Consider the following 26,133-nt stretch of genomic DNA (forward strand, 5'->3'; position numbering starts at 1 on the left):
CTTATAATGATTGATAGAGATCAGCATAATGTTGACTAGCTGTATCCCATGAGAAGTCACGGCTCATGGCTTGTCTTTGGAGACCAAGCCAAGCATCCTTATCATGAGTATAGACTGTCAATGCTTGATCTACAGCCCAGTTTAGCCAGTAACCAGAAAGGTTGTTAAAGCTAAAGCCAGTACCACTACCATCAAGCACATTATAGGCTTGTACTGTATCTCGAAGTCCTCCTACCTCGTGAACCAATGGTAGCGTGCCATAGCGCATGGCCATCATTTGAGATAGTCCACATGGTTCAAAACGACTTGGCATCAAGAAGACATCAGAAGCAGCATAAATTTCCTGCGCTAACTGGACATCAAACATAATATTGGCAGAGAGTTTATCTGGATAAGCTTGACCAAACCAAGAAAAGGCATGTTCAAAGCCAGGATCTCCTGTTCCCAAAAGAACGATTTGAATATCCTTTTGTAAGAGGTTATGTAATTCTTCAACTACCACATCAAACCCTTTTTGGTGAGTCAAACGAGAAACGATTCCAAACAAGGGAACATCATCACGAACCGGAAGTCCGACACGTTCCTGAAGAGCTCGCTTACTTGCTGCTTTTCCTGATAAATCATCTTTACTGAAATGATAGGTCAAGAGCGGGTCTGTCTCAGGATTGTAGAGGTCTGTATCGATTCCATTCACAATCCCCGTCAATTTACCAGATTCCATGCGCAAGATTTGATCAAGGCCACAACCATATTCAGCTGTCCTGATTTCATAACTATAACTTGGTGAAACAGTGGTCACTCGATCAGCATAGAGGATCCCAGCCTTCATCCAGTTCAAGCAATCCTTCCACCGAAGGGTACCATCTTCGTAGCGCTCAAAACCAACTCCAAACAGATCCCACAACATTCCTGGGTCAAACTGACCTTGGAACTCCAGATTATGAATGGTTAAGACAGACTTAATCCCATTGTAAGCTTGAATCCAACGGTATTTCTCCTTTAGTAGGAAAGGAATCATGGCTGTATGATAATCATGAGCGTGGACGATATCTGGAATGAAATCTACACGTTCCATCATCTCAAGCGTTGCCAATTGGAAGAAGGCAAAACGCTCCCCATCATCAAAATCTCCATAGACGTGTCCTCTAAAGAAGTACTTTTGATTATCAATGAAGTAAAAGGTAACACCATCTCTAAAAATACGTTTTACCCCAACATACTCACTTCTCCAACCTACCTTTGTAGTAAAGTGTAGCACATCTTCAATCTGATCGCCAAATTTCGCCTCCACCATATCGTAATAAGGAAGGACGACACGGACATCATGTCCCTTTTTAGCCAAGGATTTAGGAAGTGCCCCAATCACATCTCCTAGGCCCCCTGTTTTTGAAAAGGGAGCTCCTTCAGCGGCAACAAACAATAATTTCATTATCCAATATCCTCTGTAATCACAGCACCTTTTTTAATCACAAGAGGTGCTTCTTTGGTTCCACGAATGGTTACACCAGTCTCAACTACGACGCCCTTGTCAAGAATCGCATGCTCTACGACAGCTCCCTCATGGACAACGACTCCCGGGAATAAGAGACTGCTACGAATTTCTGCCCCCTTGTGGAGATGAACACGACGAGAAATGACAGAATCATGTACCAAAGCTTCGACAATGCTTCCTGATGCAAATTGCGAATTCTTAATTTGCGAACCAGGAGCATAGTAAGTTGGCTCTTCATTTTTCACCTTGGTATAAACTTTTTGATTTGGTGAGAAGAGAGACATGAATTTATTGGTTTCCAACATATCAAGATTAGCGCGGTAGTAGGATTCAACAGAATGAATATTGGCAATATAGCCAGTGTATTCGAATGCGAATGCTCCGTATTCAACCGCCAAATCACGTAGGATATAACGCAATTTTTCTGGATGTTCCTTGTGAACCTCTTGTTCCAATTTTTCAATCAACCATGGTGTATCAACGATAAAGATATCCGTTGACATATTATAGAGAGCATCTGGATCTGTTCCATCAAACAACTTTTGTCCACGTACATGATCTGTCTCATCGATTTCTAAAACCGCATTTACTTCAGAGATGTCACGATGATGCATCTTTTTGTAGACCACTGTGATTGGTCTGTCAACGGTATTGTGCAAGTGGAAGACTTGGTTCAAATCAATGTTTACTAAGATATCACAGTTAAGAGCGACTGTCTGGTTCGAACCAGAGCGTTTCAAATAGGTCAATAGTTGCTCATAATATTCCTTGCCAACGTTTGAACTTTCTACTGGAGTGTTGTAGATACCGAGATAGTAGTGGCTCAAAAGAGTTGACAAGCCCCACTCACGACCAGAGCGAATATGGTCAAAGACAGAACTGATATTTTCTTGCTGGAAGATACCAAATACACTACGGATTCCTGCATTAGCGAGGCTAGAAAGCGGGAAGTCGATCAAGCGATATTTCCCATCAAATGGCAGACTGGCAACAGGACGATGATCTGTCAATGATGACATATCATGGAAGCCTACTGTGTTTCCTAAAATAGCTGAATACTTATCAATCTTCATCTGTTGCTACCCCCACTTTTTCGTTATATCCAACGACTTGTACTTCTTCCGTTCCATCGATGACAACACCTTCTGAAACAACTGCTCCTTCACCGATAATAGCACGTTTAATTACAGCACCTTGACCGATAATGGCACCACTCATGACGACAGAATCTTCAACGACTGCACCTTTACGAACTTGTGCTTCCGTAGACAAGATAGAATGTTTTACTGTTCCGTCTACCAAGCACCCATCCACTACCAAGGAATCTTCAATATGGGCATGTTCGCCAAAGAAGTTTGGTGGTGAAATCAAGTTACGAGAATAGATCTTCCAGTGACGATCACGGCTGTCCAAGGCATTGTTTGGATCAATGTATTCCATATTCGCTTCCCAGAGAGATTCAATAGTTCCCACGTCTTTCCAATAGCCCTTGAATTCATAAGCATAGACGCTTTCTCCAGATTCAAGGTAAGTTGGAATAACGTTTTTACCAAAGTCAGACATATCCATGTCACTCTTCTCTGCAGCTACTAACATGTTGCGAAGACGAGACCAGTCAAAAATGTAGATCCCCATAGAAGCTTTTGTTGATTTTGGCTCTGCAGGTTTTTCTTCAAATTCGACAATTCGATTGTTGGCATCCGTATTCATAATTCCGAAACGACTAGCTTCTTTTAAAGGGACATCCAATACAGCTACGGTAAGGCTGGCATTATTGTCTTTGTGAGACTGAAGCATTTCGTCATAGTCCATCTTGTAGATATGGTCTCCAGAAAGGATCAATACGTACTCTGGATTGATGCTATCGATGTAGTCGATATTTTGGAAAATCGCATGACTTGTTCCTTCAAACCAACGATTTCCTTCACTTGCAGAATAAGGTTGAAGGATAGAAACCCCAGTATTAATACCATCAAGACCCCAACTAGAACCATTTCCGATATGGTTGTTTAAGGCAAGCGGTTGATACTGAGTAATCACGCCAACATTGTGGATACCTGAGTTGGCACAGTTGGATAAGGCAAAGTCAATAATACGATAACGTCCCCCAAATTGCACTGCAGGTTTGGCAATGCTTTGAGTGAGTTTTCCAAGGCGAGTTCCTTGCCCACCAGCAAGGATCAGAGCTAGCATTTCATTCTTCATTGATTACTCCTTTTTGGATTGACGAGACCTTCTTCCCACTTCTGAGAAGAGGTGCTGTAACTTCTTCTACAAAGTTAGGAATGGGATCATAGACTGCGATCAGTTGATCACCAACAACTATTTTTTTGTTTTAGACACATTGGAACGAAGTTTACGTTTCACTTTCCATACACTAGCTCCAAGAGCCGGTAAGGTGAAGGTCAAGGTTTGTGGATAATCTTTCCATAATCCCTCTTGAGTCTTCACTTCCTGGTTGTGCTCTTTCCAGACACCTCCCCATTTCTCTAATTCTGTATTCCAAATTTCTTCATAGACTCCAGCAACAGGGACGCCGACTGTAAAGTCCTTGCGCTCTACTGGGGCCATATTAAAGATACATAGCAGATGATTCCCTTTTTTATCCTTACGAGTAAAGGTCAAGACACTTTGATCTCGGTTATCTGCATCAATAATCTCAATACCATCATAGCTATCATCAATTTCCCAGAGCATCTTGTTATCTTTGTAGAATTGATTGAGCTGTGAAGTAAACTCTTGCATCTTGCGGTTCATGTCATCTTCCAGATTGGACCATTCTAGCTGTTCTTCAGACTTCCATTCTAAGAATTGGCCGAACTCTGAACCCATGAAGAGCAATTTCTTACCTGGGTGACAAATCTGATAGGTCAAGAGGTTTCGCAAGCCAGCGAACTGGTTGTAGCGATCTCCCCACATCTTATGCATAAGACTCTTCTTCCCGTGGACCACTTCATCGTGAGAAAATGGCAACAAGAAGTTTTCAGAGAAAGCATACATAAAGCTAAAGGTCACCAAGTTAAAATCAAATTTCCGATAAATAGGATCTTCCTCGTAGAAGCGAAGGATATCATTCATCCAACCCATATTCCACTTGTAGTCAAATCCTAAACCACCATACTCTTCTGGACCAGTAATCTTGGTGCCAGATGAACTTTCCTCCGCTACCATGATAACATCCGGATGTTCTGATTTAATCACAGCATTCATCCGCTTAAGGAAATGGATCCCCTCATAGTTGAGATTTCCACCATCAATATTTGGTGTCCATGGTCCACTATCATAGTCTAAGTAGAGCATGTTGCTGACCGCATCGACCCGAATTCCATCCAAATGATAAAACTCAATCCAGAACTTCACACTAGAGATGAGGAAGGATTGGACCTGGTTTTTCCCTAGGTCGAAGTTCAAAGCTCCCCAGCCATAGTTGTGGGCACGATGATGGTCTTGGTATTCAAAGGTTGGTGTTCCATCGTAATAAGCCAAGGCATCATCATTGATGGTAAAGTGTCCTGGAACCCAGTCCACAATCACCCCGATGTTATTCAAGTGACAGGCCTCAACAAAATCCTGAAACTCTTCCGGTGTTCCGTAGGTATGCTCTAAGGCAAAGTAACCCATCAATTGGTAGCCCCAACTTAATCCAAGCGGGTGAGCCATCACCGGCATGAACTCCACATGGGTATAGTTCATTTTTACCAAGTAAGGAATCAAGTCTTCCTTCAACTGAGCAAACGAATAAGGGCTTCCATCTTCGTTGCGTTTCCAAGAACCGGCATGAACTTCATAAATATTTACTGGACGAGATCTAAAGCCAAGTTTTCTCCGTCTCGCCATCCAGAGTCCATCTTTCCATTTCCGCTCAGGAATCTCCGTAATGACTGCTCCAGTACCCGGACGTTTTTCCATGCGGACTGCTAAAGGATCCACCTTCATCAAGCGATGGCCATTTTGTCTTGTAACATGGAACTTATAGATATCGCCAACTTGAGGTGCAGTTGTAAAAACTTCCCAAACACCAGCTTCGTTTCGCACCATAGGAATTTCATTTTCTTCCCATTGGGTAAAATCACCTACTAGGTGTACTGCCTGAGCATTTGGAGCCCATACACGGAAACTATACCCTTCCACACCATCTACTTGCTCTTTATGAGCCCCTAGATAATGTTGAAGATGAAAGTTCTCCCCAGTTCCAAATGTATACAATGCTTGTTTCGTATCCATTCACTCACCTCTCTCGCTTTTATGTAAGCGCTTCCTATTAGTATTATTCTACTATAAATAGTTGAAATATTCAAGATTTTTTCTTGAATAATACGATGAAAATTTATGAAAAGAATTTGAAACTTCCATTATTTCCCTGAAATTTCCTAAAATCAATTCACAATTGTTCAGCTTTCAAACTATCTTTCTAACATTATACTATAAAAATCATTGTAATTAAACCTATTTCCGAAAATTTTTAGAAAATTTAGATTTTTTGTTTTGATATAGGGATATCTACTCTATTTTTATTCAGCTACTTCCTTTATAAGACAAATAAAGTAGTAAAATAAAAAAGCTACCACCTCTTCCAAGGTGATAACTTTGTTATCAGATTCTTAAAATCAATTAATCTACGTTCACGTATTCTTTAGAAAGTTCAAGAACTTCTTCCATTGTTGAACATTCAGTAAGAGCACGATTAGCGTATTCTTGCATCTTAGTTGTATCCAATTTCTTCATCAAGCTACGTGTACGAAGGACTGAAGTAGCTGACATAGAGAACTCATCCAAGCCCATTCCGACAAGAAGTGGAACAGCCGTTTGGTCACCGGCCATTTCACCACACATACCAGCCCATTTACCTTCAGCGTGAGCTGCCTTGATAACGTTGTTAATCAAACGAAGGATTGATGGGTTATATGGTTGGTAAAGGTATGATACTTGTTCGTTCATACGGTCAGCAGCCATTGTGTATTGGATCAAGTCGTTTGTACCAATTGAGAAGAAGTCAACTTCTTTGGCAAATTGGTCAGCCAACATTGCTGCTGGGATTTCAATCATGATACCTACTTCGATGTCGTCAGCAACGGCAACACCTTCAGCAACCAATTTCGCTTTTTCTTCTTCAAGAATACCTTTAGCGGTACGGAACTCCGTCAACAAAGCAACCATTGGGAACATGATCCGCAATTTACCGTGAACAGATGCACGAAGCAAGGCACGTAATTGAGTACGGAACATTTGGTTACCAGTTTCAGAGATGGAAATACGCAAAGCGCGGTAACCCAAGAATGGGTTCATTTCTTTCGGAAGATCGAAGTAAGGAAGTTCTTTATCCCCACCGATATCCATCGTACGAACGACAACAGGCTTACCGTTCATACCTTCAAGAACCGCCTTGTATGCTTCGTATTGATCATCTTCAGTTGGGAAGTCTTGAGAGTCCATGTACAAGAATTCAGTACGATAGAGTCCAACTGCTTCTGCACCGTTTTCATTCACACCTTCAACGTCTTTAGGTGTACCGATGTTAGCAGCCAACTCGAAGTGTTTCCCATCTGCAGTAACGGTTTTCGCATCTTTCAAAAGGGCCCATTCAGCTTTTTGTTTCGCGTAAGCTTCACCAGCTGCTTTAAAGGCTGCAATTCGTTCTTCACTTGGGTTGATTACCACTTCACCAGTGATTCCAGATACGGCCAAAACATCACCATCTTTTACAAGATCTGTAATGTTGTTTGTACCAAGAACAGCTGCGATTTCAAGTGTACGCGCCATGATAGCTGAGTGACTTGTACGTCCACCAATGTTTGTAACAAAGGCTTTAACGAACTGTTTGTTCAATTGAGCGGTATCGGATGGAGTCAAGTCATGCGCAACCACGATTGCTTCTTCATTGATGGTTGCAGGGTTTGGCAATTTCTTACCAAGCAAGTTTGCAAGAACACGTTTGGTCACGTCGCGAATATCTGCTGCACGTTCTTGCATGTATGGGTTATCTTCCATTCCTTCAAAGATGGTGATAAACATGTCTGTAACTTCTTTTAAACCAGCCTCAGCATTCACCTTCTTCGTGCGAATTGTTTCCTTGATCTGACCAACCATTTCAGGGTCAGAAAGAACCATCATGTGAGCATCAAATACTTGTGCTGCTTCCTCACCAAGGCTCGCTACTGCATTCTCCCGAATAAGAGAAAGCTCGTTTTGTGAAGCTTCAAGAGCTGCATCCAAACGAGCTTCTTCTGCATTTGTATCTTCAACTGAGATTGTTTCAAATGACAAGTCGGGTTGAACAAGTAGATATGCCTTAGCAACGGCAACACCATCAGATGCTGCAATTCCTTTAAGCATTTCTGTCATGTTTATGCCAATCCTTCTTTTTCCATTGTTTCAGCGATTGCTGCAAGAGCATCATCAGCGTCAGCTCCTTCAGCTGAGATTACAACGTCAGCTCCTTGACCAACACCAAGGCTCATAACACCCATGATTGATTTCAAGTTAACTGATTTACCTTTGTATTCAAGAGTAATATCTGAAGCAAATTTGCTAGCAGTTTGAACCAACAAAGTTGCTGGACGTGCGTGGATACCTGTTTCTGCCACGATGTGGAAATCTTTAGAAGCCATAGTTTGACTCTCCTTTTAAAATTAGTTTTGAGTTATCTGTGATAACCCTTACAATTTGCTATTATATCATCTTCTTCATTATTTTTCAAGATTTTTATCACACACTTACTGAAAATACTTACAGGAAGCACTCAATTTTTCTCTTCTTTTGATCTTCTTTTTTTACTTTCTTCTATTAAATAAATAGAATTGCTTTCACGGACACAGTATATAGAATTTTAGGAAAAAGATAGGAATTCCTTTGACTTAAAAAACCTATATTTTATCACGTTTTCCTCAATTTTCACTAATTCTTACAATACTACATATTGTGGTATCTTCCGGTATAGTTAATTTATGTGCACAATATTTAGTTAAAACTCTTGACAAGGAAAAACCTTTTGTTTATACTAGATACAGATTTATGAATTTAGAGGAGTTAGATCACATTATGGTGACAATTTATTCAAAAAATAATTGCGTTCAATGTAAAATGACCAAACGTTTTTTAGATACCAATCACGTTGAATACCGTGAAATTAATCTAGATGAGCAACCTGAGTTTGTAGACCATGTGAAGAACCTTGGTTTCAATGCTGCGCCAGTTATCCAAACGGCAGATGAAGTCTTCTCTGGCTTCCAACCAGCTAAGCTCAAGAAATTATCTTAACATTATCAAACAGGATTTGATTGGTCTAGGGAATGGATGACTGTAGTCCTTGACTACTGTGTTCCCTGGCCCTTTTACTTGTACAGGGGAGCTTGCCTCCCCTTTGTTTTTGAATTAGAAAAAGGAACATTATGGGATTAAAATCACTTGAAGACGTAACCTACTTCCGTCTTAATAATGAAATCAACCGTCCAGTAAACGGTCAAATCATGCTTCATAAAGACAAAGAAGCCTTGGATGCTTTCTTTAAAGAAAATGTTGCGCCAAATACTATGGCCTTTGATTCAATAACGGATAAAATCAACTACCTTATTGAACACAACTATATCGAAACAGCTTTTATCAAGAAATATCGTCCAGAATTCTTGGAAGAACTTTATCAATTTATCAAAGACCAAAACTTCCAATTCAAGTCCTTCATGGCTGCCTATAAATTCTATAACCAGTATGCGCTTAAAACAAATGATGGAGAATACTATCTCGAAAGCATGGAAGACCGCGTCTTCTTCAATGCTCTCTATTTTGCAGATGGAAATGAAGACATTGCCAAAGACATCGCAAACGAAATCATCCACCAACGCTACCAACCAGCTACTCCTTCTTTCTTAAATGCTGGACGTGCCCGCCGTGGAGAATTGGTTTCCTGTTTCTTGATCCAAGTAACAGATGATATGAATGCGATTGGACGCTCTATCAACTCTGCCCTTCAACTGTCACGTATCGGTGGTGGGGTTGGAATCTCTCTCAGCAACCTTCGTGAAGCTGGAGCACCGATCAAGGGTTATGAAGGAGCTGCTTCTGGGGTCGTTCCTGTTATGAAACTCTTTGAAGATAGCTTCTCTTACTCAAACCAATTGGGTCAACGTCAAGGGGCTGGGGTTGTTTACCTCAACGTCTTCCACCCAGACATTATCGCCTTCCTTTCTACTAAGAAAGAAAATGCCGATGAAAAAGTTCGTGTGAAAACTCTATCACTTGGTGTTGTGGTACCTGATAAATTCTACGAATTGGCACGTAAAAATGAAGAAATGTACCTCTTCAGTCCATATTCTGTAGAGCGTGAATACGGAGTGCCATTCAACTACATCGACATCACTGAAAAATATGATGAGTTGGTCGCTAATCCAAACATCCGTAAGACAAAAATTAAAGCCCGTGATTTGGAAACAGAAATTTCTAAATTGCAACAAGAATCTGGTTACCCATATGTAGTCAATATTGATACTGCTAACCGCGCCAACCCAGTTGATGGCAAAATCATCATGAGTAACTTGTGTTCAGAGATCCTCCAGGTTCAAGAACCAAGCTTGATCAACGATGCTCAAGAGTTCATTAAAATGGGAACCGACGTCTCATGTAATCTTGGTTCAACCAACGTGGTCAACATGATGACCTCGCCTGACTTTGGTCGTTCTATTCGTGCTATGGTACGTGCCTTGACCTTCGTTACTGATAGTTCTCACATCGTAGCTGTTCCTACGATCGACCATGGAAATAGCCGAGCGCATACCTTTGGTCTTGGTGCTATGGGACTTCATAGCTATCTTGCCCAACAATTGATCGAGTACGGATCACCTGAGTCTGTTGAGTTCACTAGCATCTACTTCATGCTTATGAACTACTGGACCCTCGTGGAATCAAATAACATCGCGCGTGAACGGGGCGTTACCTTCCACAACTTTGAAAAATCAGACTATGCCAACGGTAGCTACTTTGATAAGTACACGACTGGAGAGTTTGTTCCAAAATCAGAGCGTGTCAAAGAACTCTTTAAAGACATCTTCATCCCTAGTGCAGAAGATTGGGCTGAACTTCGTGATAAAGTGAAAGCAGATGGTCTTTACCACCAAAACCGTTTAGCTGTAGCACCAAATGGTTCTATCAGCTACATCAATGACGTGTCTGCTTCTATCCACCCAATTACACAACGGATTGAAGAACGTCAAGAGAAGAAAATCGGGAAGATCTACTACCCTGCAGCAGGATTATCAACAGATACCATTCCTTACTACACTTCTGCTTACGATATGGATATGCGGAAAGTCATCGATGTCTATGCTGCCGCAACTGAGCACGTAGACCAAGGGCTCTCACTGACTCTCTTTATGCGCAGTGACATTCCAAAAGGTCTTTACGAATGGAAAACTGAAAATAAACAAACCACTCGTGACTTGTCTATCCTTCGTAACTATGCCTTTAATAAGGGAATCAAGTCTATCTACTACGTCCGTACCTTTACAGATGATGGTGGAGAAGTTGGCGCGAACCAATGTGAAAGCTGTGTCATCTAAGACACTCTGATCCATTGCTACCAAAAGTCGGTCCGCCGACTTTTTGTGCAGTATTCTAACAATTGTGTTAGAATAACAATGATTGTATGATCGAATGAATTAGAAAAAGAAAGAGATTTCAAATGGAAACTTACTACAAAGCCATTAACTGGAATGCCATCGAAGATGTCATCGATAAATCTACTTGGGAAAAGCTAACCGAACAATTCTGGTTGGATACACGTATTCCTTTGTCAAACGACTTGGACGACTGGAGAAAGTTATCTCTCAAAGAAAAAGACTTGGTTGGTAAAGTCTTTGGTGGATTGACACTCTTGGATACCATGCAGTCCGAAACTGGTGTGCAAGCTCTTCGTGCAGATATCCGTACTCCCCACGAAGAAGCTGTCTTTAACAACATCCAATTCATGGAATCTGTCCATGCTAAGTCTTACTCTTCAATCTTTTCTACCTTGAATACCAAGTCAGAAATCGAAGAGATTTTCGAATGGACCAATACCAATCCTTTCCTTCAGAAGAAGGCAGAAATCATCAATGAAATCTACCTCAATGGAACTCCCCTTGAAAAGAAAGTAGCCAGCGTCTTTCTTGAAACTTTCCTCTTCTACTCTGGTTTCTTCACACCGCTCTACTATCTTGGAAACAACAAGTTAGCCAACGTGGCTGAAATCATCAAGTTGATCATTCGGGACGAATCTGTTCACGGAACCTATATCGGCTACAAGTTCCAACTCGGATTTAACGAATTACCAGAAGAAGAACAAGAAAAACTCAAAGAATGGATGTATGACCTACTCTACACCCTCTATGAGAATGAAGAAGGCTATACAGAGAGCCTCTATGACGGTGTGGGCTGGACAGAGGAAGTCAAGACTTTCCTTCGCTACAATGCTAACAAGGCCCTTATGAACTTGGGACAAGATCCGCTCTTCCCTGACTCAGCGGACGATGTCAACCCAATCGTTATGAATGGTATCTCAACCGGAACATCCAACCACGACTTCTTCTCACAAGTCGGAAATGGCTACCTCCTCGGTGAAGTAGAAGCCATGCAGGATGACGATTACAACTATGGATTATAAGAAGAAAAACCTTTCCATCTGGAAAGGTTTTTTTGTTGCAATCTTTTTCTAATTGGGTACGTTTCTTTTTTTGAAAAAAGAGAGGCTGGGACAAAAGTCCTAGCCTCTCAATTGTTTTTGGATTGTCGAGCAAGACGCAGTGGTTGAGTGGGCTCTACTACGCTGATTTCATCAGCTTTTACAGCCCTACTCAACTGTGCGGAGGTGGGACGACGAAATCGAATTCTAACGAATTACCGATTTCTGTCCCACTCTCTCCTATTGCTTACAATTTACCTGCTACGGCATCCAACAATTCTTGGATTTTCGCTTGGTTGCTTCCTCCTGCCATGGCCATGTCTGGTTTCCCACCACCACGTCCATCAACGATTGGAGCCAATTCTTTGACCAAGTTACCTGCGTGGATGTCTTTTGTCTTGCTGGCTACAAGGACATTTACCTTGTCACCAATTGCTGCGACAAGAACAAGCACATCAGAGTAGTCTTTTTGTTTCCAGTTATCCGCAAAGGTACGAAGGGCACCTGCATCTGAAACAGAAACTTGGCTAGCAATGTAACGGTGACCGTTTGCTTCTTGGACATTCTTGAAGACATCACCTGCCGCTGCTGCTGCAGCTTTTTCCTTCAATTCTGCATTTTCTTTTTGCAATTGACGGAGTTGTTCTTGAAGGCCTTCTACCTTGTGAGGGACTTCTTTGAGTTGAGGTGCTTTCAAGGTTGCTGCGACTGCTTTCAGTGCATCTTCTTGTTTACGGTAGGCTTCGAAGGCTTCTTTACCAGTTACTGCCAAGATACGACGAGTTCCTGATCCAATCCCTTCTTCTTTAACAATCTTGAAAAGACCGATCTCAGAAGTATTGCCAACGTGGGTACCACCACAAAGCTCGACTGAGTAGTCACCAATGGTGACAACACGGACTTCCTTACCGTATTTCTCACCAAAGAGGGCCATAGCTCCCATTTCTTTAGCTGTATCAATATCTGTCTCAACTGTTTCTACAGCGATCGCTTCCCAAATCTTTTCATTGACTTGTTGTTCAATGGCACGCAATTCTTCAGGAGTTACCGCTTGGAAATGAGTGAAGTCAAAACGAAGGAATTCTACTTCGTTAAGAGATCCTGCTTGAGTAGCATGGTGGCCAAGGATATTGTGAAGAGCTGCATGGAGTAAGTGAGTCGCTGTGTGGTTTTTCATGACACGATGACGACGGTTCGTATCGATTGCCAAGGTATATTCTTGGTTCAAAGCAAGTGGAGCATGAACTTCAACGGTATGAAGAGCTTGTCCGTTTGGTGCTTTTTGAACGTCTGTTACAGTCGCTACGACATTTCCTGTAGCATCCAAGATTTGACCATGGTCAGCAACCTGTCCACCCATTTCAGCGTAGAATGGAGTTTCTGCAAAGATCAGTGATGCAGTTCCTTCTGAAACAGCTTCTACTTCTGCGTTATCTGCTACGATAGCCACTAATTTTGAAGGCAATTGGCTAGCATTGTAGTTAAAGACGCTCTCAACAGTGATATTTTGAAGGGTTTCGTTTTGCATCCCCATGGATCCGCCTTTGACAGCTGACGCACGCGCACGTTCTTGTTGTTCCTTCATAGCTGCTTCAAAACCTTCACGGTCAACTGTCATACCAGCTTCTTCAGCGATTTCTTCTGTCAACTCCACTGGGAATCCATAAGTATCGTAGAGTTTGAAGACATCTTGACCAGCGATAACCGTTTGACCTTTTTCTTTCAAGTCTGCTACGATTGTTTCTGCAAAGTGTTGACCTGAGTGAAGGGTACGAGCAAATGACTCTTCCTCGCTCTTCACAATTTTCTCGATAAAGTCACGTTTTTCAAGCACTTCTGGATAGTAGCTTTCCATGATTTTACCAACGGTTGGAACCAGTTTGTAAAGGAAAGGCTCATTGATGCCCAATTTTTGACCATGCATAGATGCACGACGAAGAAGACGACGAAGGACATAACCACGGCCTTCATTTCCAGGGAGAGCCCCATCACCGATAGCAAATGAAAGAGAACGGATATGGTCTGCGATGACCTTGAAGCTCATGTTGTCACCATCTTGGTCGTAAACTTTACCAGACAATTTTTCCACTTCACGGATGATTGGCATGAAGAGGTCCGTTTCAAAGTTAGTTTTCGCCCCTTGGATCACGGCTACCAAACGCTCCAAACCAGCGCCCGTATCAATGTTCTTGTGTGGCAATTCCTTGTATTCACTACGAGGTACAGCTGGATCTGCGTTAAATTGTGACAAAACGATATTCCAGATTTCGATGTAACGGTCGTTTTCGATATCTTCTGCAAGGAGGCGAATACCGATGTTTTCTGGGTCAAAGGCTTCCCCACGGTCGAAGAAGATTTCTGTATCTGGTCCAGAAGGTCCAGCACCGATTTCCCAGAAGTTGTCTTCAATTGGGATCAAGTGACTTGGATCTACACCCACTTCAATCCAGCGATTGTAAGAATCCGTATCAGCTGGGTAGTAGGTCATGTAGAGTTTGTCTTTGGGGAAGTCAAACCATTCAGGACTTGTCAAAAGTTCATAAGCCCAAGTGATGGCTTCATCACGGAAGTAATCACCGATTGAGAAGTTACCCAACATTTCAAACATGGTATGGTGACGAGCTGTTTTTCCTACGTTTTCAATATCGTTGGTACGGATGGCCTTTTGCGCATTGGTAATCCGTGGGTTTTCAGGGATGATAGTCCCATCAAAGTATTTCTTAAGGGTTGCTACCCCTGAGTTGATCCATAAAAGGGTTGGATCGTTGACAGGAACCAAGCTAACAGATGGTTCTACTGAGTGACCTTTGGTAGCCCAGAAATCAAGCCACATTTGGCGGACTTGTGCACTAGATAATTGTTTCATGTTTTCTCCTCTATTTCATGTTTTCTATTGGTTGGCTTAAGAGCCATTTTCAGTCATTTCTACATAGTCAATTGCAAGACATAAGGAAATCACGAGATTGGCATATTTTTCTTCATAGACAGCTACCTGATAAGTCGACGTCAAGGTAAAGACTTGTTTGCTAATCTCTGCAACCAGCTGGTCCCGATCATCCAATAACTTGAAATTCAAATCCCAGATATTGCCTTCGATGCGTAGTCCTAAATTAGAAATATCGTACTTATCACGGAATAAGGTCAGTTTTTTACGGATGAAAAAACTGGAGCCATCCGCCAACTCTACAGTGAATTGGGGTAAGAGGCTAAAGGTTTTCTTCGTGATATGGCTAATCTTCTGGCCTTCCACATCAAATACAGTAAAGGTCTTAGGAATCTTAAAAAATGAACCTTCTACATGGTATTCTACCATTCCCAGATCATTTTTGATGTCAAAGCGTTCCCCTCCAAGTCGAAACTTTTGTTTGACCAGATACGATTTCATCAGTTTCCTCCTGCAAATCCATAGGAAGGCCTTTCTCTTATTAGAAAGGATCTCCGGTAGAAGATGCTGAAAAAAAGACAAGCTCACTAACGAAGGGCGAAAAACCGCGGTACCACCTTCATTCAATGAACTTGTCATTCTTCATTCGATTATGTAATTGTTCTATTGAGTAGCAAAATCATTCCTCTTCCATGGCTCGCACCCCCGCCACTTCTCTGCATCCGATTCTAAATAATTTATTCTCAACTATCTCATTATACAGATAAATACAATGGCCGTCAACTAATATCCTTATTTAGAAGATGAGCTATCTCCTGTTGTTGCACCAATATTTTGCATGTATTGGTTGAAGGTTGCCTTGAAGGCATCATCTTTCACCTTGATATTGGCATTTGTCATTGCTTTGGCAATGATGCTACGGATAAAGTTGGCATCATTTTTACGTTCTGCCGTCAGAATTTCTTTCAAGCGTTTTTCGTATTTCTTCCAGTCAGATCCTTTTTCTTCCTTCTTAGTTACTTTAACGATATAGTAGGCACCAGCGCTTTTTTGACTAGCAGGATCAATAACGACATCTGAAATACCATTTACATCAAGCTTAGATGCTGCTTCCTTGACACGAGTTGGAACAGTTGTTGTTCCAGAGTCAAATTTGATTTCTCCACCCTTTTCTTTGGTGCTAGCATCTGTAGAATTTTCTTTGGCAATTTGTGCAAAGTCAGCGCCTTCAGCTTTTACACTTGCAAGAACTTCATTCGCTTTTTCTTCTGAATCCACTTTGATCACATTTGCAGTGATTTCTGGTGTATAGGTTTCAAAGGCTTTTTTATAAGCTTCGTCTGTCAACTCTTTTGAAATAGCTTGGTCAACCGCATACTCTAACAAAAGGTTACTACGGATTTGTTGTTTGTTAGTTTCTTCTGTTAACCCTTGTTGAGTGAGGTAGCTATTGAAGGCTTCACCCAATTGTTTTTTCTGCTCATCAACTTTTTTCTCAACATCTTTGTCTGAGACTTTTGAGCCGTATTCTTTTTCAAAGACTTTATTAATGGTCATTTGGAACAAGTATTGTTGTGCACCTTGGTTGTGTTTGATTTCATCATAGAAATCACCAACAGTGATCGTGTCACCCTTCATAGTGACGATATCCTTGTCACTGCCACCTTTTGCACAAGCTGCTAGCGTTACAACGGATAAAAGGGTCACCGCTCCAGCTACAAATTTTTTCTTCATGTTTATTTCTCCATTCTAAAATTCACTGCTACTATTTTACCACAAATTCAAAAGGATAACTTAAATAAGACTAAAAGCTACTCTTCTGTCGGCAAAGAAATCTCTTCCTCGTTTTTACGGATCATGAGAATGCCATCACCAAGGGGAATCAGACTGGCCGTCAAGCCAGGATGGTCCAAAGTGGCGTCAAAAAGACGTTGCAAACCTCGATAGATGGTGCGTTGTCCACGACGGACTTCCATAATATCACGCGCTACATCTCCCCCTTGGAAGATATCGTCTAAAATCACTACTCCCCCGACTTCCAACCGTTTGAGAACTTCTGGAAGAAAGACGATGTACTTGGACTTAGCCGAATCCATAAAAATCAAGTCAAATCGTTGCTCGATATGCTCCAGCAGGTCCTCTGCGTCACCCTCTAAGAGGGTGATTTGGTTACGTTGGTCCAAACGAGCAAAGTTTTCCTTGGCAAAACCAATCATTTCCTCATTGCGATCAATGGTTGTAATCCTTGCATCAGGCACTTGCTCTGCCATCAAGAGAGCCGAGAAGCCAATCGCTGTCCCAATTTCTAAGATCGACTTGGGTTGCATAGTCTGCAAAAAGAGACGAAAGAAAGCGACCGTTTCATGAGGGATGATGGGAATATTTTCCCGCCGAGCAAATTCTTCGAGCTCCTTTAAAGCATCCGTTACCGGCGCTTGGCGCTCCCGCATGAAGGAGACAATTTCCTCCTTGACAACTGGGCGGCGCATATTGTGGTTGGCATTTTTACTGTAAGACTCTACCATCTTAGGCCAATCCTAATTTTTCAACCAGGGCCTCAAATTCATTGAGACGACGTTCAAAGACTTCAAAGGCTGCATTGAGGTAGTCTTCTTTTTCCATATCAACACCCGCCTTGCGGATCACGTTGAGTGGATAATCCGAATTTCCGGCCTTCAAATACTCTAGGTATTTGTCCTTATCTTCCTGTGTTCCATGAACGATTTTCTCAGCCAAGGCAGAGGCTGCCGCAAAACCAGTTGAATATTGGAAAACATAGTAGTTATAGTAGAAATGAGGAATACGAGCCCATTCATATTGGATTTCTGGATTGTCTTCTTTAGAAAGACCATAGTATTTTTCATTCAAGTCCGCATACAGTTCATTCAAGAATTCGCTGGTCAAGACTTGTCCTTCTTGATCTGCTTTATGAATGGCATGCTCAAACTCAGCAAATTGGGTTTGACGGAAGACGGTACCACGGAAACCATCCAAGAAGTGGTTGAGAATGGCAAAACGGGTTTCATCATCTTCTACTTCTGCCAACAATTGCTCAGTCAAGATATTTTCATTGGTTGTGGAAGCAATCTCAGCAAGGAAGATAGAATAATCCCCATAGACATAAGGCTGAGTCTCACGAGTATAGCTAGAGTGCATACTGTGGCCTGTCTCATGCACCAAGGTGAAGAGATTGTCCAATGTATCCTGCCAGTTCAATAACATAAAGGCATTGGTATCATACGATCCACCTGAATAGGCACCTGAGCGTTTCCCTTGGTTGACATGCACGTCGATCCAACGTTCTGTGAAGGCACGCTTCACGCGGGATAGGTAATCATCACCAAGCACCGCCAAAGCCTGCTCAGACTTCGCAAGGGCTTCTTCGTAGGTGAACTTGTAATCAGTAGAAGATAATGGCGTGTAGACATCATACATCTTCAAATCTTCAATTCCCAAGATTTTTGAGCGCAACTTCACGTAGCGTTGCAAGAGTGGCAAATGCTTGTTCACTGCCTCTACCAGGCTATCATAGACACTCTCTGGGATGAAGTTAGCAGAAAGAGCTGCTTCACGCGCGCTAGAGAATTTGCGAACCTTAGCATTGTAATTGTGGACCTTGACGTTGGTCTGAAGGGTCTTGGCATAAGTATGTTGGTACTGTTCGTAGACACCATACAAGGCTTGGTAAGCTTCCTTACGGACTTGGCGATCCTTCGACTCTACCAAAGAGATATAGTTTCCATGAGTCAACTGAACTTCTTGCCCTTGGTCGTCTTTCACCATTGGGAAGACGATATCGGCATTGTCCAGAATCTCAAAGGTTTCACCTGCCGCAGCAAAGATTTCACCCGCTCCAGCTAACAACTCTTCTTCTTTTTGAGAAAGAACGTGCTCTTTGGTTTTGAGCAATTTGTCAAAGTAATGAGCATAAGCTTCTAAGGCAGGGACTTCTTTCAAGAAGTTGGCATATTGCTCTTCGGTGATCTCCATAAATTCTGGTTCGTAGAAGGCAAAGGTCTCCCCTAAAAGGCTGTAAAGAGACATGGCTTTTGATTGGAATTCTTGGTATTTGGCTACGCGTGTATCCTGGTCATTCTTCATATGGGCGTAGACATAGACCTTCTCCAAACGACGGCTCAAGTCCAAATAAACTTCTGTTGTTTCTAATAGGTTGGCTGGAGAAGACAATAAAGAGCCTGCAAAATGGGCAGCATCTTTAATCGCTGCAGCTAAAGCAGTTGCTTCTTCTTCCCAAGCTTGGTCTGTCGCAAAAATGGTCGACAAATCCCATTGGTATTTTTCATCAATTTCATTTCGTTGTTTTACCATTACAAAAATCCTCCAATGCTTCTATTTTATCATAATTCGACGACCGTTTCCATCGGTACGTTGCACGTTCTCAATCGTTTAAAAATAGCGTATTCTATCAAAATATCGTTTTCGTCATTTTTTGATAGCTAAAAAAAGACGTATTCAATTTCGTATTCATTGCCCGCATAATTGAGAGAACGAGCCCAAGGGCTTTTTTATTTTGTCCGTTACAATAGACAATCTTTAAAATTGCCGTTACAACAGAAAAAGCCACTCAAGCGAGTGACTTTTCTGAATGATTCTTAAAAAAGTCCAATTCATATATTGAAATCTCCGTACTTATCATCTTACGGAAAAAAACAGGAACAATTGGAATATCAATTATCACTATCTTTTTTCCCTGTAAACAAGCCGATCACTCCTAAAGCAGTAGTGCCAGTTAGAATACTGCCAGCTACTTGTTTTCCACTTGCAATAAGATAAATTCCACCAATAATGATGGTCATCGCAACGATTAGGCCAAAAAATTGACCTAATCTATGAGCAGAAATATTCCCTGAAAGATATTTTTCTTCCATCCTTCTTCTGTGATCACTTTCCGCTATTCCATTATCAATTATTTTTTGGGCTGCATCTGGGTATAGTGAGTTATACCCTTTCAAAATATCTGGATGAGGTAAATCTCCTTGATATATTTCTAGTTTTTGCAGTACAACTTGACGTTTTTCATGAGGTAGTTTTTCAACTTCCTCAACTATTTCTTCGATCTCTAATTCGTTTTTATCTTTGATATTCAAATTTTCTTACCTCGTTTTGAATACCTTCAACAGATTTCAAATAATCATTTCTAACTTTTCTACCATCACTTAATATTTCTTTATTAATTCTTTGAATTTGTTGACCACAAATAAATGTAGGTAAAATAATTGCTGAAATGCCAAGTAAAAATGACTTTGCATATTGGGGTTGTTTTGCAAATTTAATCAAAGCAGTTCCCTCCAAAATTTAAACTTTTGCGTTTAGGCATTATGATTATATTATACATCATACAATAGCTTTGTCAATGAATACCTTGGGATTTATTCAGAAAAATAAAAAAACCTCCCGAATAGGGAGGGGGTGTGTCTTATATGTTAATAAAATTATATATATTAGCATTTGGGGGTATTTGATTCACGGAAATTTAAGCTTTCCCATTCTGATAAAAACGAGGGGAATAAAGAGTCTGCGTCGCTTTCATTCCAGTTCGACGATAGTAGGTCATAAAGTCCTGGTAATAGCTTCGCCAATCTCCCCTAATCTGGATAAAATCGGAAGACTTCAGTGGACGACAAAGGGGATAAAAAGCTTCCAAGTCCAATTCCAGGAGATGCTTTCCTTTCAGATAGAGTTGTTCCTGAAGAGCCATCCATTTAGGATGGCGGTAATACAGCTGTTGACGAAGATAGTCCTTAAACTGTCTGTCTAGAGGGACTGTCATTAGTTGCAAGCTCTGTTGGGCATAAGGCGTCCGCAAAACTTCTAACAGGTTCCCTCCATAAAAAGGAAAATGTTGAGTCCGATAATGAAGACGCCCTCGCAAGTCTTGATGAATGAGATAGTGGAGTCGAACTTCCTGCTTCTCTAGGTCCAACTCCCAGAGATGAAAGCCCCTATTTTGACTAAAATAGACAAAACCTTCTTGCAGAGCAGACAAGCTTTTCTTGAGCCATAAGTTCTTCCCTAACAACCAATAGACATGATAGCCATGCCTGTGATAGGCATCGCTCCGTTCTTTTAAACGCTCCATAGACAAGGAACTACATTGCACTTCTAAGGCAATCTTTTGATCCGGAAGGAGAACATCCGCAATCTGTTGGAAAGCCTGCAGAGGACTTTCCACTTCAGCATTAGAGTTTTGCTTGGCCCATTGATAAATCCCCAATTTCAACTCCAAATGTTCTGGACTCTCCGTCTCATGATGAAAGGGACAATCCTCTAAACTGATGTGAGCAAAATGAGGACGCATCACGGGCCCTTTCTTTAAGCGGACTTCCTTTCCACACAGGATACAGAAAAAAGGACCTTCCTTTTTCATCGGGATCTTCTCCAAACAATTCCAACGCTGTTGCTTTGCATCTGTCGCAATAAACATGTCATCACCTCCACTTATATAATTCGTAACCGAAGACGTTTCTATAGAGGAGAAAGAAAAAAAGGAGCCCAGCTCCTTGTTGAATGCAGACAAACTATTATTTTTTATAAAACAGCTGGATGATTTTCAAAAAATGACTTTCATTTTTTAGTCATTTAAAAAAATGAAAAACTTTCCGCCGTGAGAAAAGTGCCTGAAACAACTGTGTTTCAGGCACTCGGGAGTTTTGAGACCTTAGGCTCAAAACTAAGTCATGGAACTTCGTAGAAGTTCGCTGACGTCCGTACTCACCTAAGGAAAGTTTCTAAAATTACTTTATCTTCAATCTGAAAGGAGCCCAGCTCCTTGTTTAGATATAATCGTTCTTACATGTAAAGCAACTACTCATCCATCCTAGACGAGACGTTTAAAAACGTCCCTCGCTTATTGACCTGGCTCACTCGTTTTCTCGCCTGATGCCGGATTTGGAGCTTCCGATGATGGAGCAGTCCCATTTTCAGATGCTTCAGCTTGTTTTCGAGCCGTTTCGAATTTTTCAACAATGGTTGTACGAGCAGCTTCCGGGACTTCGGTGTCTTCGGACCCTATCGTATCCATGGATTCATTGAAGCGGGCCTTGCTCGTTTCCATTTTCTCTTTCAAGTCTTTCAGATAGGTCTCATAGGTCTCTTTAGCTGAGCCCGTCAGTGATGCTCCTGCTTCCTCCGAATGAGCAACGGTTCGGTCCATCATCAAAGCATAGAGCGCTTTAAAGTCTCCAACAGTTCTAGCAGTTTCAAGTTCCTCATCTGTATACAAGACAAAAGGAGACTCTGAGGATCCTTTTAAGCTAGTCACTTTCTTGCCCTGAGAGGAGGTTGTAGACTGGCGTGTTCCCTTAACCGACTTTTCACTGGACGAGGTCCCTTCTTGATTCGAGCAGGCTACTAGCCCCATCACTCCCAGTAAAGCAAGCATCGATAACAATATTTTTTTCATTCAATCTCTCCTTTTTAACCTTCCACTACCATTTTAGCATCAAGCTAGGTTGCCGTCAATTCTTGTATTCTCCCTGAGACTTTCTTAAAAAAAGACCAGAGATCAGTCTATCTCCGGTCTATCGATTTATTTGGATGAAGCACACTTCTCCCTTATCTCCAGATACTTAAAGATTGATTCACTGTCGGAATCCTAGAAAATATCGGCATCACGTGGACAAGTTCTTCTGTCTCTACAACTTATCCAACATGAGGTATAAGAGAGGATACTCTATGGGAAGAGGGAGATTCTTGCAAGTAGAAAATCCCTCCACTCTTCGCCTTCTTTTGGCTTTTAACCAAAAAGTCCAATGTAACAATCTATTTATTCATCAGAATCAGAATCATCATCGTCTGAATCTTGGTCCACTGGTGACTCTGCTGAGTCTTTAGCAGAGTCGCGAGCATCTTTCAACTGTTCAATAAAGGTTTCACGAAACTCTTTTGGAACTTCCGCATTATCATCTCCATATTTCTCAACCGCTTTGTTAAATGCTTCCTTAGATTTTGCAAGAGTCTCCTTAAGAGAATCTGCCGTTTGAGCAAATGTCTCTTTGGCACTTTCAGGAAGAGATTCCATTGATTCAGTCATCAGGCGATTGGATTCTTCCACGATTTTTGCGTAACACTTTTTAAAATCACCAACTGTTTTTAAGTTTTCAAACTCTTCGTCTGATGGTAATTCATCATTGGTTGTTTGAGAGCTAGTATTAGAGGAAGTCTTTTCTGCCTTAGATGAGCTAGAAGATTTGCTTGTTACCTTTTCTGTCTTCTCAGTAGATGAAGAAGCTTCGGTTTTTACTTCTTGCTTACCTGAACAAGCTGCAAGCGAAGCAGCTGCCAACAAGGCTGTAGTAGATAAAATCAATTTTTTCATTTGATTACTCCTTTAATATTGATTCGAAACCATTGTATCATCAAATAATTTGACAGTCAAACCAAGCACTAACTGATGATAGATTGTGAAATAATATCCGAAAATGGGGAGAACAACTGCTCTAGCACTGCTTCTCTCCTCCCAGAAAGCAGATGTTCCTTTGCTTCACTACAAAAAAAAGATTTCCAAATCTGGAAATCTTTTTATTTTCTCTTATATCTTATGTTAAAGAAAACTCTTAAGAAAATGAAGGGAAGGAAGCAAAAGAGCCACATTGGATCCCAGCCTTTTTGACGACTACTCGTTGTCTTCTGATGGGGCGCTTCTACGGCGCTTACAGCCTGCGTTTGCTGAATGGACGGAGATACTGTTTGCAAGCCATTGGCGATTTGTAGTTGGCCATTTTGAACACTGATCTCTGGATTGGTCCCTCTTTTCACTGTAGCATAGAAGGGTTTGTCTAAGTGATAGGTTTGTCCCTGAATCGTGTGATCCCCCGCAGGCAGCACCTCTTTGTATTCATAATCCTGATATAGTCTTTCAATCAGGGCATTCCCAATGACGTGGCGCAGGCTCTCTGCAATTTCCACATCATAGTTGCCGACTCCCATAATGACTTGAACAAATCGCTGATTTCCGCGATTAACCGTCAAGGTGTAATTATAATCTGCTGTCGGGCTAGAGCCGGTTTTTAGGCCATCTGCTCCCTTTAGAGAATATCTTCCACCTTCCAAGGAATAATTATAATTTTCATGGGTTTCTTCATAATCTGTACCTTGGAAGAGAGTTATCTTGGCATTTTTAGTATAGTTGAGAATTTCAGGGAACTCGTTAACTATGTGATAGGCCAAAATAGACATATCTCTTGCGGTTGTTTGGTTAATGGCATTTTGATCATAGCGGGTCGGATTATAGTAGCCATCTAAGACTGCAGTTGGGGCACCATTAGGATTGTTCCACTTGGTATTGGTCATTCCAATTTCCTGGGCCCGCTGGTTCATCAAATCCAAGAATTTATCTGGATCTCCTCCAGACACCTTATTGGCAATCATGATGGTCGCAGCACTGGATGAAGGAACAAAAATCATATTTAGGAGGGTCGATACCTTGTATTGAGCACCCGCCACAATGGGACTATTGCTCAACTTCTGATTTTGAGAAATGATCACATCTGTATCTGTCGCGGTAATCATGGTATCATAATCCAGCTGCCCTTCTTTAATAGCTCTCAGAAGAACATAAACAGACATCAATTTAGCCATACTACCCGAGTCACGAGGAGCATCAATATTATCACCATAAAGAATAGCTCCTGTATGAGCATCAACGACAATATCAGCCTTGGGACGGAAAAATTCATCCACCGAAGTCCCAGATTTTTCTGTGATCGACATGATATCTTCTTGTTGGTAAATATCATCTGCCTTTGCTAGCATTGGGAAACATAGGCAACCAAGGGAAAGTGTCGCAAATAAGGCACGTTTAAACTTCATTCTCTCTCATTTCTTTCATAAACATCATCGTTCTCCATTATAGCATAAGTCCTTCTATTCACAAACTCTATTTCCTAAACTTTTTACTCCTTCGTGTTCCCAAAGAGACCTGGAGATTTTCCTTTTGGCATCTTTAAAAAGAGACTTAGTAGAAGGACGAGGACCAGGACAGCCACCAAGAAGTAACTCATCATTGAAAATCCTCCGTGATCCACAAAGAAAGCTGCTAGCGGTTGCAAGAGAATGGTACCAAGATAGCGGACTCCTTGCACAAGAGCCATGGCTAAGACTAGATCTTTTTTATCCACCTGTTGGGAGATAAAACGCAAGGAGACCATGATTAAGACCATCCCTGTCGTATGCTTAGCCAAGAGGGTGACCATCACTTTTAAGAAGACAGGAGTCGGAAGAGCATAAATGAAATACTGGAGCAAGAGGATCCCCACAGGAAGCAAGATTAGTAAACGCAAGGGCCAATGGTCCATAAAACGGTCTGAAAAAAAGATGAGAGGCGCTTCTACAACGACAGATAGGGCCACAACCGTAGAGGCTATCTGAACAGGAAGGCCACTATCCATCAAGAGAGCTGGAATATAGGTATGGCCAATATTACCCACGCCCGACACAAGCCCCATCAGTAGTAGGAAAAAGAGATAGGGTCCATTATGGAGCAAAGGACGTATCGAGACAGCTTCTTTCTGTACCCGATTGGTCTTGGAGATACGGATAGCCCCTAAACTGAAGAAACTAAGAAGGATCGTGACCAATACACAATAGTATACAGACTGGGGACTAAGATGAGCATAGAGCCAACCAGCTAGGTGGGCTCCAGCCGCATACCCTAGCGTCCCCCAAACGCGGATTTTTCCAAAAGCATAGGGACTCTGGGTAGCTAAAATCTCCATCATGGGAGCCGTCCCATTTAGACACAGTAATACCAAGCCATAAAAGATCGTCAACCAAAAGAAGTTAGGGGCCCAGATAAAGCCACCCACTCCTGCCATGAGAACTCCTAAGCTCAAGGTCGTGATTTTAACAATGCCAAACCGTTCGTTGATATAACCAAATAAGGGCTGGGTAATCATGGATAGGAAAAAGGCAGTCGATACCAAATTAGAGACCTGACTGGCTGAATACTGCCGCCCTATCAGATAGACAGAGATCAAAGTCGTAAAGAGAGCAGTCGACATGAAGTAAAAACTATATAAAAATAAATAAGCAGGATAGGAATTTCGAAATGCTTTCATAAGTTTCCTTTCAATTTGAGAAATAAAAGGC

At 41.6% G+C, this 26,133-nt stretch carries 21 protein-coding genes; 3 read left to right on the forward strand and 18 right to left on the reverse strand.

What is annotated here, in order from left to right; all coding sequences use genetic code 11:
- Position 1 precedes the first annotated feature (1 nt).
- The 6 genes from glgA to LXO72_RS04765 form a co-directional block, all read right to left on the reverse strand.
- Positions 2-1,429: a glycogen synthase GlgA gene (gene glgA / locus LXO72_RS04740; RefSeq protein WP_233331670.1), complete on the reverse strand. Its 1,428-nt coding sequence runs from the start codon at positions 1,427-1,429 to the stop codon at positions 2-4.
- The gene (gene glgD, locus LXO72_RS04745) at positions 1,429-2,565 is read right to left on the reverse strand and encodes a glucose-1-phosphate adenylyltransferase subunit GlgD (protein WP_117744047.1); all 1,137 of its coding nucleotides are present in this window, start codon (positions 2,563-2,565) and stop codon (positions 1,429-1,431) included. Before glgD ends, glgA begins: the two co-directional genes overlap by 1 nt.
- Positions 2,555-3,697, reverse strand: a complete 1,143-nt coding sequence (locus tag LXO72_RS04750; protein ID WP_117744046.1) for a glucose-1-phosphate adenylyltransferase — start codon at positions 3,695-3,697, stop codon at positions 2,555-2,557. Before LXO72_RS04750 ends, glgD begins: the two co-directional genes overlap by 11 nt.
- A 117-nt stretch (positions 3,698-3,814) precedes the next feature.
- Positions 3,815-5,716, reverse strand: coding sequence for a 1,4-alpha-glucan branching protein GlgB (gene glgB, locus LXO72_RS04755; RefSeq protein WP_120702147.1), 1,902 nt, complete (start codon positions 5,714-5,716; stop codon positions 3,815-3,817).
- Between the two features lie 387 nt (positions 5,717-6,103).
- The gene (ptsP, locus tag LXO72_RS04760) at positions 6,104-7,834 is read right to left on the reverse strand and encodes a phosphoenolpyruvate--protein phosphotransferase (protein ID WP_233331671.1); all 1,731 of its coding nucleotides are present in this window, start codon (positions 7,832-7,834) and stop codon (positions 6,104-6,106) included.
- A gap of 2 nt (positions 7,835-7,836) precedes the next feature.
- Complete coding sequence (locus tag LXO72_RS04765; RefSeq protein ID WP_006596636.1) at positions 7,837-8,100, reverse strand: phosphocarrier protein HPr; 264 nt, start codon at positions 8,098-8,100, stop codon at positions 7,837-7,839.
- Positions 8,101-8,530: 430 nt separating this feature from the next.
- Between LXO72_RS04765 and nrdH the strand changes: the two genes are divergently transcribed.
- From nrdH to nrdF, 3 genes are all read left to right on the forward strand, one after another.
- A complete protein-coding gene (nrdH, locus tag LXO72_RS04770; protein ID WP_006596951.1) occupies positions 8,531-8,749 on the forward strand; it encodes a glutaredoxin-like protein NrdH in 219 nt (72 codons plus the stop codon).
- Positions 8,750-8,880: 131 nt separating this feature from the next.
- Entirely contained in the window at positions 8,881-11,040 is a 2,160-nt protein-coding gene (gene nrdE, locus LXO72_RS04775) for a class 1b ribonucleoside-diphosphate reductase subunit alpha (RefSeq protein WP_023026618.1), read from the forward strand.
- Between the two features lie 122 nt (positions 11,041-11,162).
- Positions 11,163-12,122, forward strand: coding sequence for a class 1b ribonucleoside-diphosphate reductase subunit beta (nrdF, locus tag LXO72_RS04780; protein ID WP_023026617.1), 960 nt, complete (start codon positions 11,163-11,165; stop codon positions 12,120-12,122).
- A gap of 265 nt (positions 12,123-12,387) precedes the next feature.
- Here the strand turns inward: nrdF and alaS are convergent, their stop codons facing one another.
- From alaS to LXO72_RS04840, 12 genes are all read right to left on the reverse strand, one after another.
- Positions 12,388-15,006, reverse strand: a complete 2,619-nt coding sequence (gene alaS, locus LXO72_RS04785) for an alanine--tRNA ligase (RefSeq protein ID WP_195348174.1) — start codon at positions 15,004-15,006, stop codon at positions 12,388-12,390.
- Between the two features lie 36 nt (positions 15,007-15,042).
- Positions 15,043-15,525, reverse strand: coding sequence for an LURP-one-related/scramblase family protein (locus LXO72_RS04790; RefSeq protein WP_229050191.1), 483 nt, complete (start codon positions 15,523-15,525; stop codon positions 15,043-15,045).
- Between the two features lie 291 nt (positions 15,526-15,816).
- Positions 15,817-16,758 (reverse strand): peptidylprolyl isomerase, encoded by a 942-nt coding sequence (locus LXO72_RS04795; RefSeq protein WP_233331672.1) that lies wholly within the window; start codon positions 16,756-16,758, stop codon positions 15,817-15,819.
- A gap of 77 nt (positions 16,759-16,835) precedes the next feature.
- Complete coding sequence (locus LXO72_RS04800; protein WP_233331673.1) at positions 16,836-17,549, reverse strand: O-methyltransferase; 714 nt, start codon at positions 17,547-17,549, stop codon at positions 16,836-16,838.
- A gap of 1 nt (position 17,550) precedes the next feature.
- Positions 17,551-19,353: an oligoendopeptidase F gene (gene pepF / locus LXO72_RS04805; RefSeq protein WP_023022717.1), complete on the reverse strand. Its 1,803-nt coding sequence runs from the start codon at positions 19,351-19,353 to the stop codon at positions 17,551-17,553.
- A 359-nt stretch (positions 19,354-19,712) separates the two neighbouring features.
- Entirely contained in the window at positions 19,713-20,132 is a 420-nt protein-coding gene (locus tag LXO72_RS04810) for a DUF2335 domain-containing protein (protein ID WP_233331674.1), read from the reverse strand.
- A complete protein-coding gene (locus LXO72_RS04815) occupies positions 20,116-20,322 on the reverse strand; it encodes a hypothetical protein (RefSeq protein ID WP_233331675.1) in 207 nt (68 codons plus the stop codon). Before LXO72_RS04815 ends, LXO72_RS04810 begins: the two co-directional genes overlap by 17 nt.
- Positions 20,323-20,518: 196 nt before the next feature.
- On the reverse strand, positions 20,519-21,469 hold the full coding sequence (locus LXO72_RS04820; RefSeq protein ID WP_233331676.1) for a competence protein CoiA: 951 nt from the start codon (positions 21,467-21,469) through the stop codon (positions 20,519-20,521).
- Positions 21,470-21,892: 423 nt separating this feature from the next.
- Positions 21,893-22,447, reverse strand: coding sequence for a hypothetical protein (locus LXO72_RS04825; protein ID WP_233331677.1), 555 nt, complete (start codon positions 22,445-22,447; stop codon positions 21,893-21,895).
- Between the two features lie 363 nt (positions 22,448-22,810).
- Positions 22,811-23,362, reverse strand: a complete 552-nt coding sequence (locus tag LXO72_RS04830) for a hypothetical protein (protein WP_233331678.1) — start codon at positions 23,360-23,362, stop codon at positions 22,811-22,813.
- A 203-nt stretch (positions 23,363-23,565) separates the two neighbouring features.
- A complete protein-coding gene (locus LXO72_RS04835; protein ID WP_233331679.1) occupies positions 23,566-24,855 on the reverse strand; it encodes a DUF1958 domain-containing protein in 1,290 nt (429 codons plus the stop codon).
- Between the two features lie 83 nt (positions 24,856-24,938).
- Positions 24,939-26,102 (reverse strand): MFS transporter, encoded by a 1,164-nt coding sequence (locus LXO72_RS04840; RefSeq protein WP_233331680.1) that lies wholly within the window; start codon positions 26,100-26,102, stop codon positions 24,939-24,941.
- Between the last annotated feature and the right edge of the window lie 31 nt (positions 26,103-26,133).

The sequence above is a fragment of the Streptococcus sp. XMC genome (genome assembly GCF_021341835.1).
In the GTDB taxonomy this organism is placed as follows: domain Bacteria; phylum Bacillota; class Bacilli; order Lactobacillales; family Streptococcaceae; genus Streptococcus.

Coding starts and splice junctions, on each gene's coding strand:
- glgD (WP_117744047.1), bottom strand. CDS start 2,565: ATGAAGATTGATAAGTATTCAGCTATTTTAGGAAACACAGTAGGCTTC.
- LXO72_RS04790 (WP_229050191.1), bottom strand. CDS start 15,525: ATGAAATCGTATCTGGTCAAACAAAAGTTTCGACTTGGAGGGGAACGC.
- nrdH (WP_006596951.1), top strand. CDS start 8,531: ATGGTGACAATTTATTCAAAAAATAATTGCGTTCAATGTAAAATGACC.
- alaS (WP_195348174.1), bottom strand. CDS start 15,006: ATGAAACAATTATCTAGTGCACAAGTCCGCCAAATGTGGCTTGATTTC.
- LXO72_RS04820 (WP_233331676.1), bottom strand. CDS start 21,469: ATGTTTATTGCGACAGATGCAAAGCAACAGCGTTGGAATTGTTTGGAG.
- glgB (WP_120702147.1), bottom strand. CDS start 5,716: ATGGATACGAAACAAGCATTGTATACATTTGGAACTGGGGAGAACTTT.
- glgA (WP_233331670.1), bottom strand. CDS start 1,429: ATGAAATTATTGTTTGTTGCCGCTGAAGGAGCTCCCTTTTCAAAAACA.
- ptsP (WP_233331671.1), bottom strand. CDS start 7,834: ATGACAGAAATGCTTAAAGGAATTGCAGCATCTGATGGTGTTGCCGTT.
- LXO72_RS04800 (WP_233331673.1), bottom strand. CDS start 17,549: ATGGTAGAGTCTTACAGTAAAAATGCCAACCACAATATGCGCCGCCCA.
- LXO72_RS04750 (WP_117744046.1), bottom strand. CDS start 3,697: ATGAAGAATGAAATGCTAGCTCTGATCCTTGCTGGTGGGCAAGGAACT.
- LXO72_RS04765 (WP_006596636.1), bottom strand. CDS start 8,100: ATGGCTTCTAAAGATTTCCACATCGTGGCAGAAACAGGTATCCACGCA.
- LXO72_RS04835 (WP_233331679.1), bottom strand. CDS start 24,855: ATGAAGTTTAAACGTGCCTTATTTGCGACACTTTCCCTTGGTTGCCTA.
- LXO72_RS04830 (WP_233331678.1), bottom strand. CDS start 23,362: ATGAAAAAATTGATTTTATCTACTACAGCCTTGTTGGCAGCTGCTTCG.
- nrdE (WP_023026618.1), top strand. CDS start 8,881: ATGGGATTAAAATCACTTGAAGACGTAACCTACTTCCGTCTTAATAAT.
- LXO72_RS04825 (WP_233331677.1), bottom strand. CDS start 22,447: ATGAAAAAAATATTGTTATCGATGCTTGCTTTACTGGGAGTGATGGGG.
- nrdF (WP_023026617.1), top strand. CDS start 11,163: ATGGAAACTTACTACAAAGCCATTAACTGGAATGCCATCGAAGATGTC.
- LXO72_RS04840 (WP_233331680.1), bottom strand. CDS start 26,102: ATGAAAGCATTTCGAAATTCCTATCCTGCTTATTTATTTTTATATAGT.
- LXO72_RS04795 (WP_233331672.1), bottom strand. CDS start 16,758: ATGAAGAAAAAATTTGTAGCTGGAGCGGTGACCCTTTTATCCGTTGTA.
- pepF (WP_023022717.1), bottom strand. CDS start 19,353: ATGGTAAAACAACGAAATGAAATTGATGAAAAATACCAATGGGATTTG.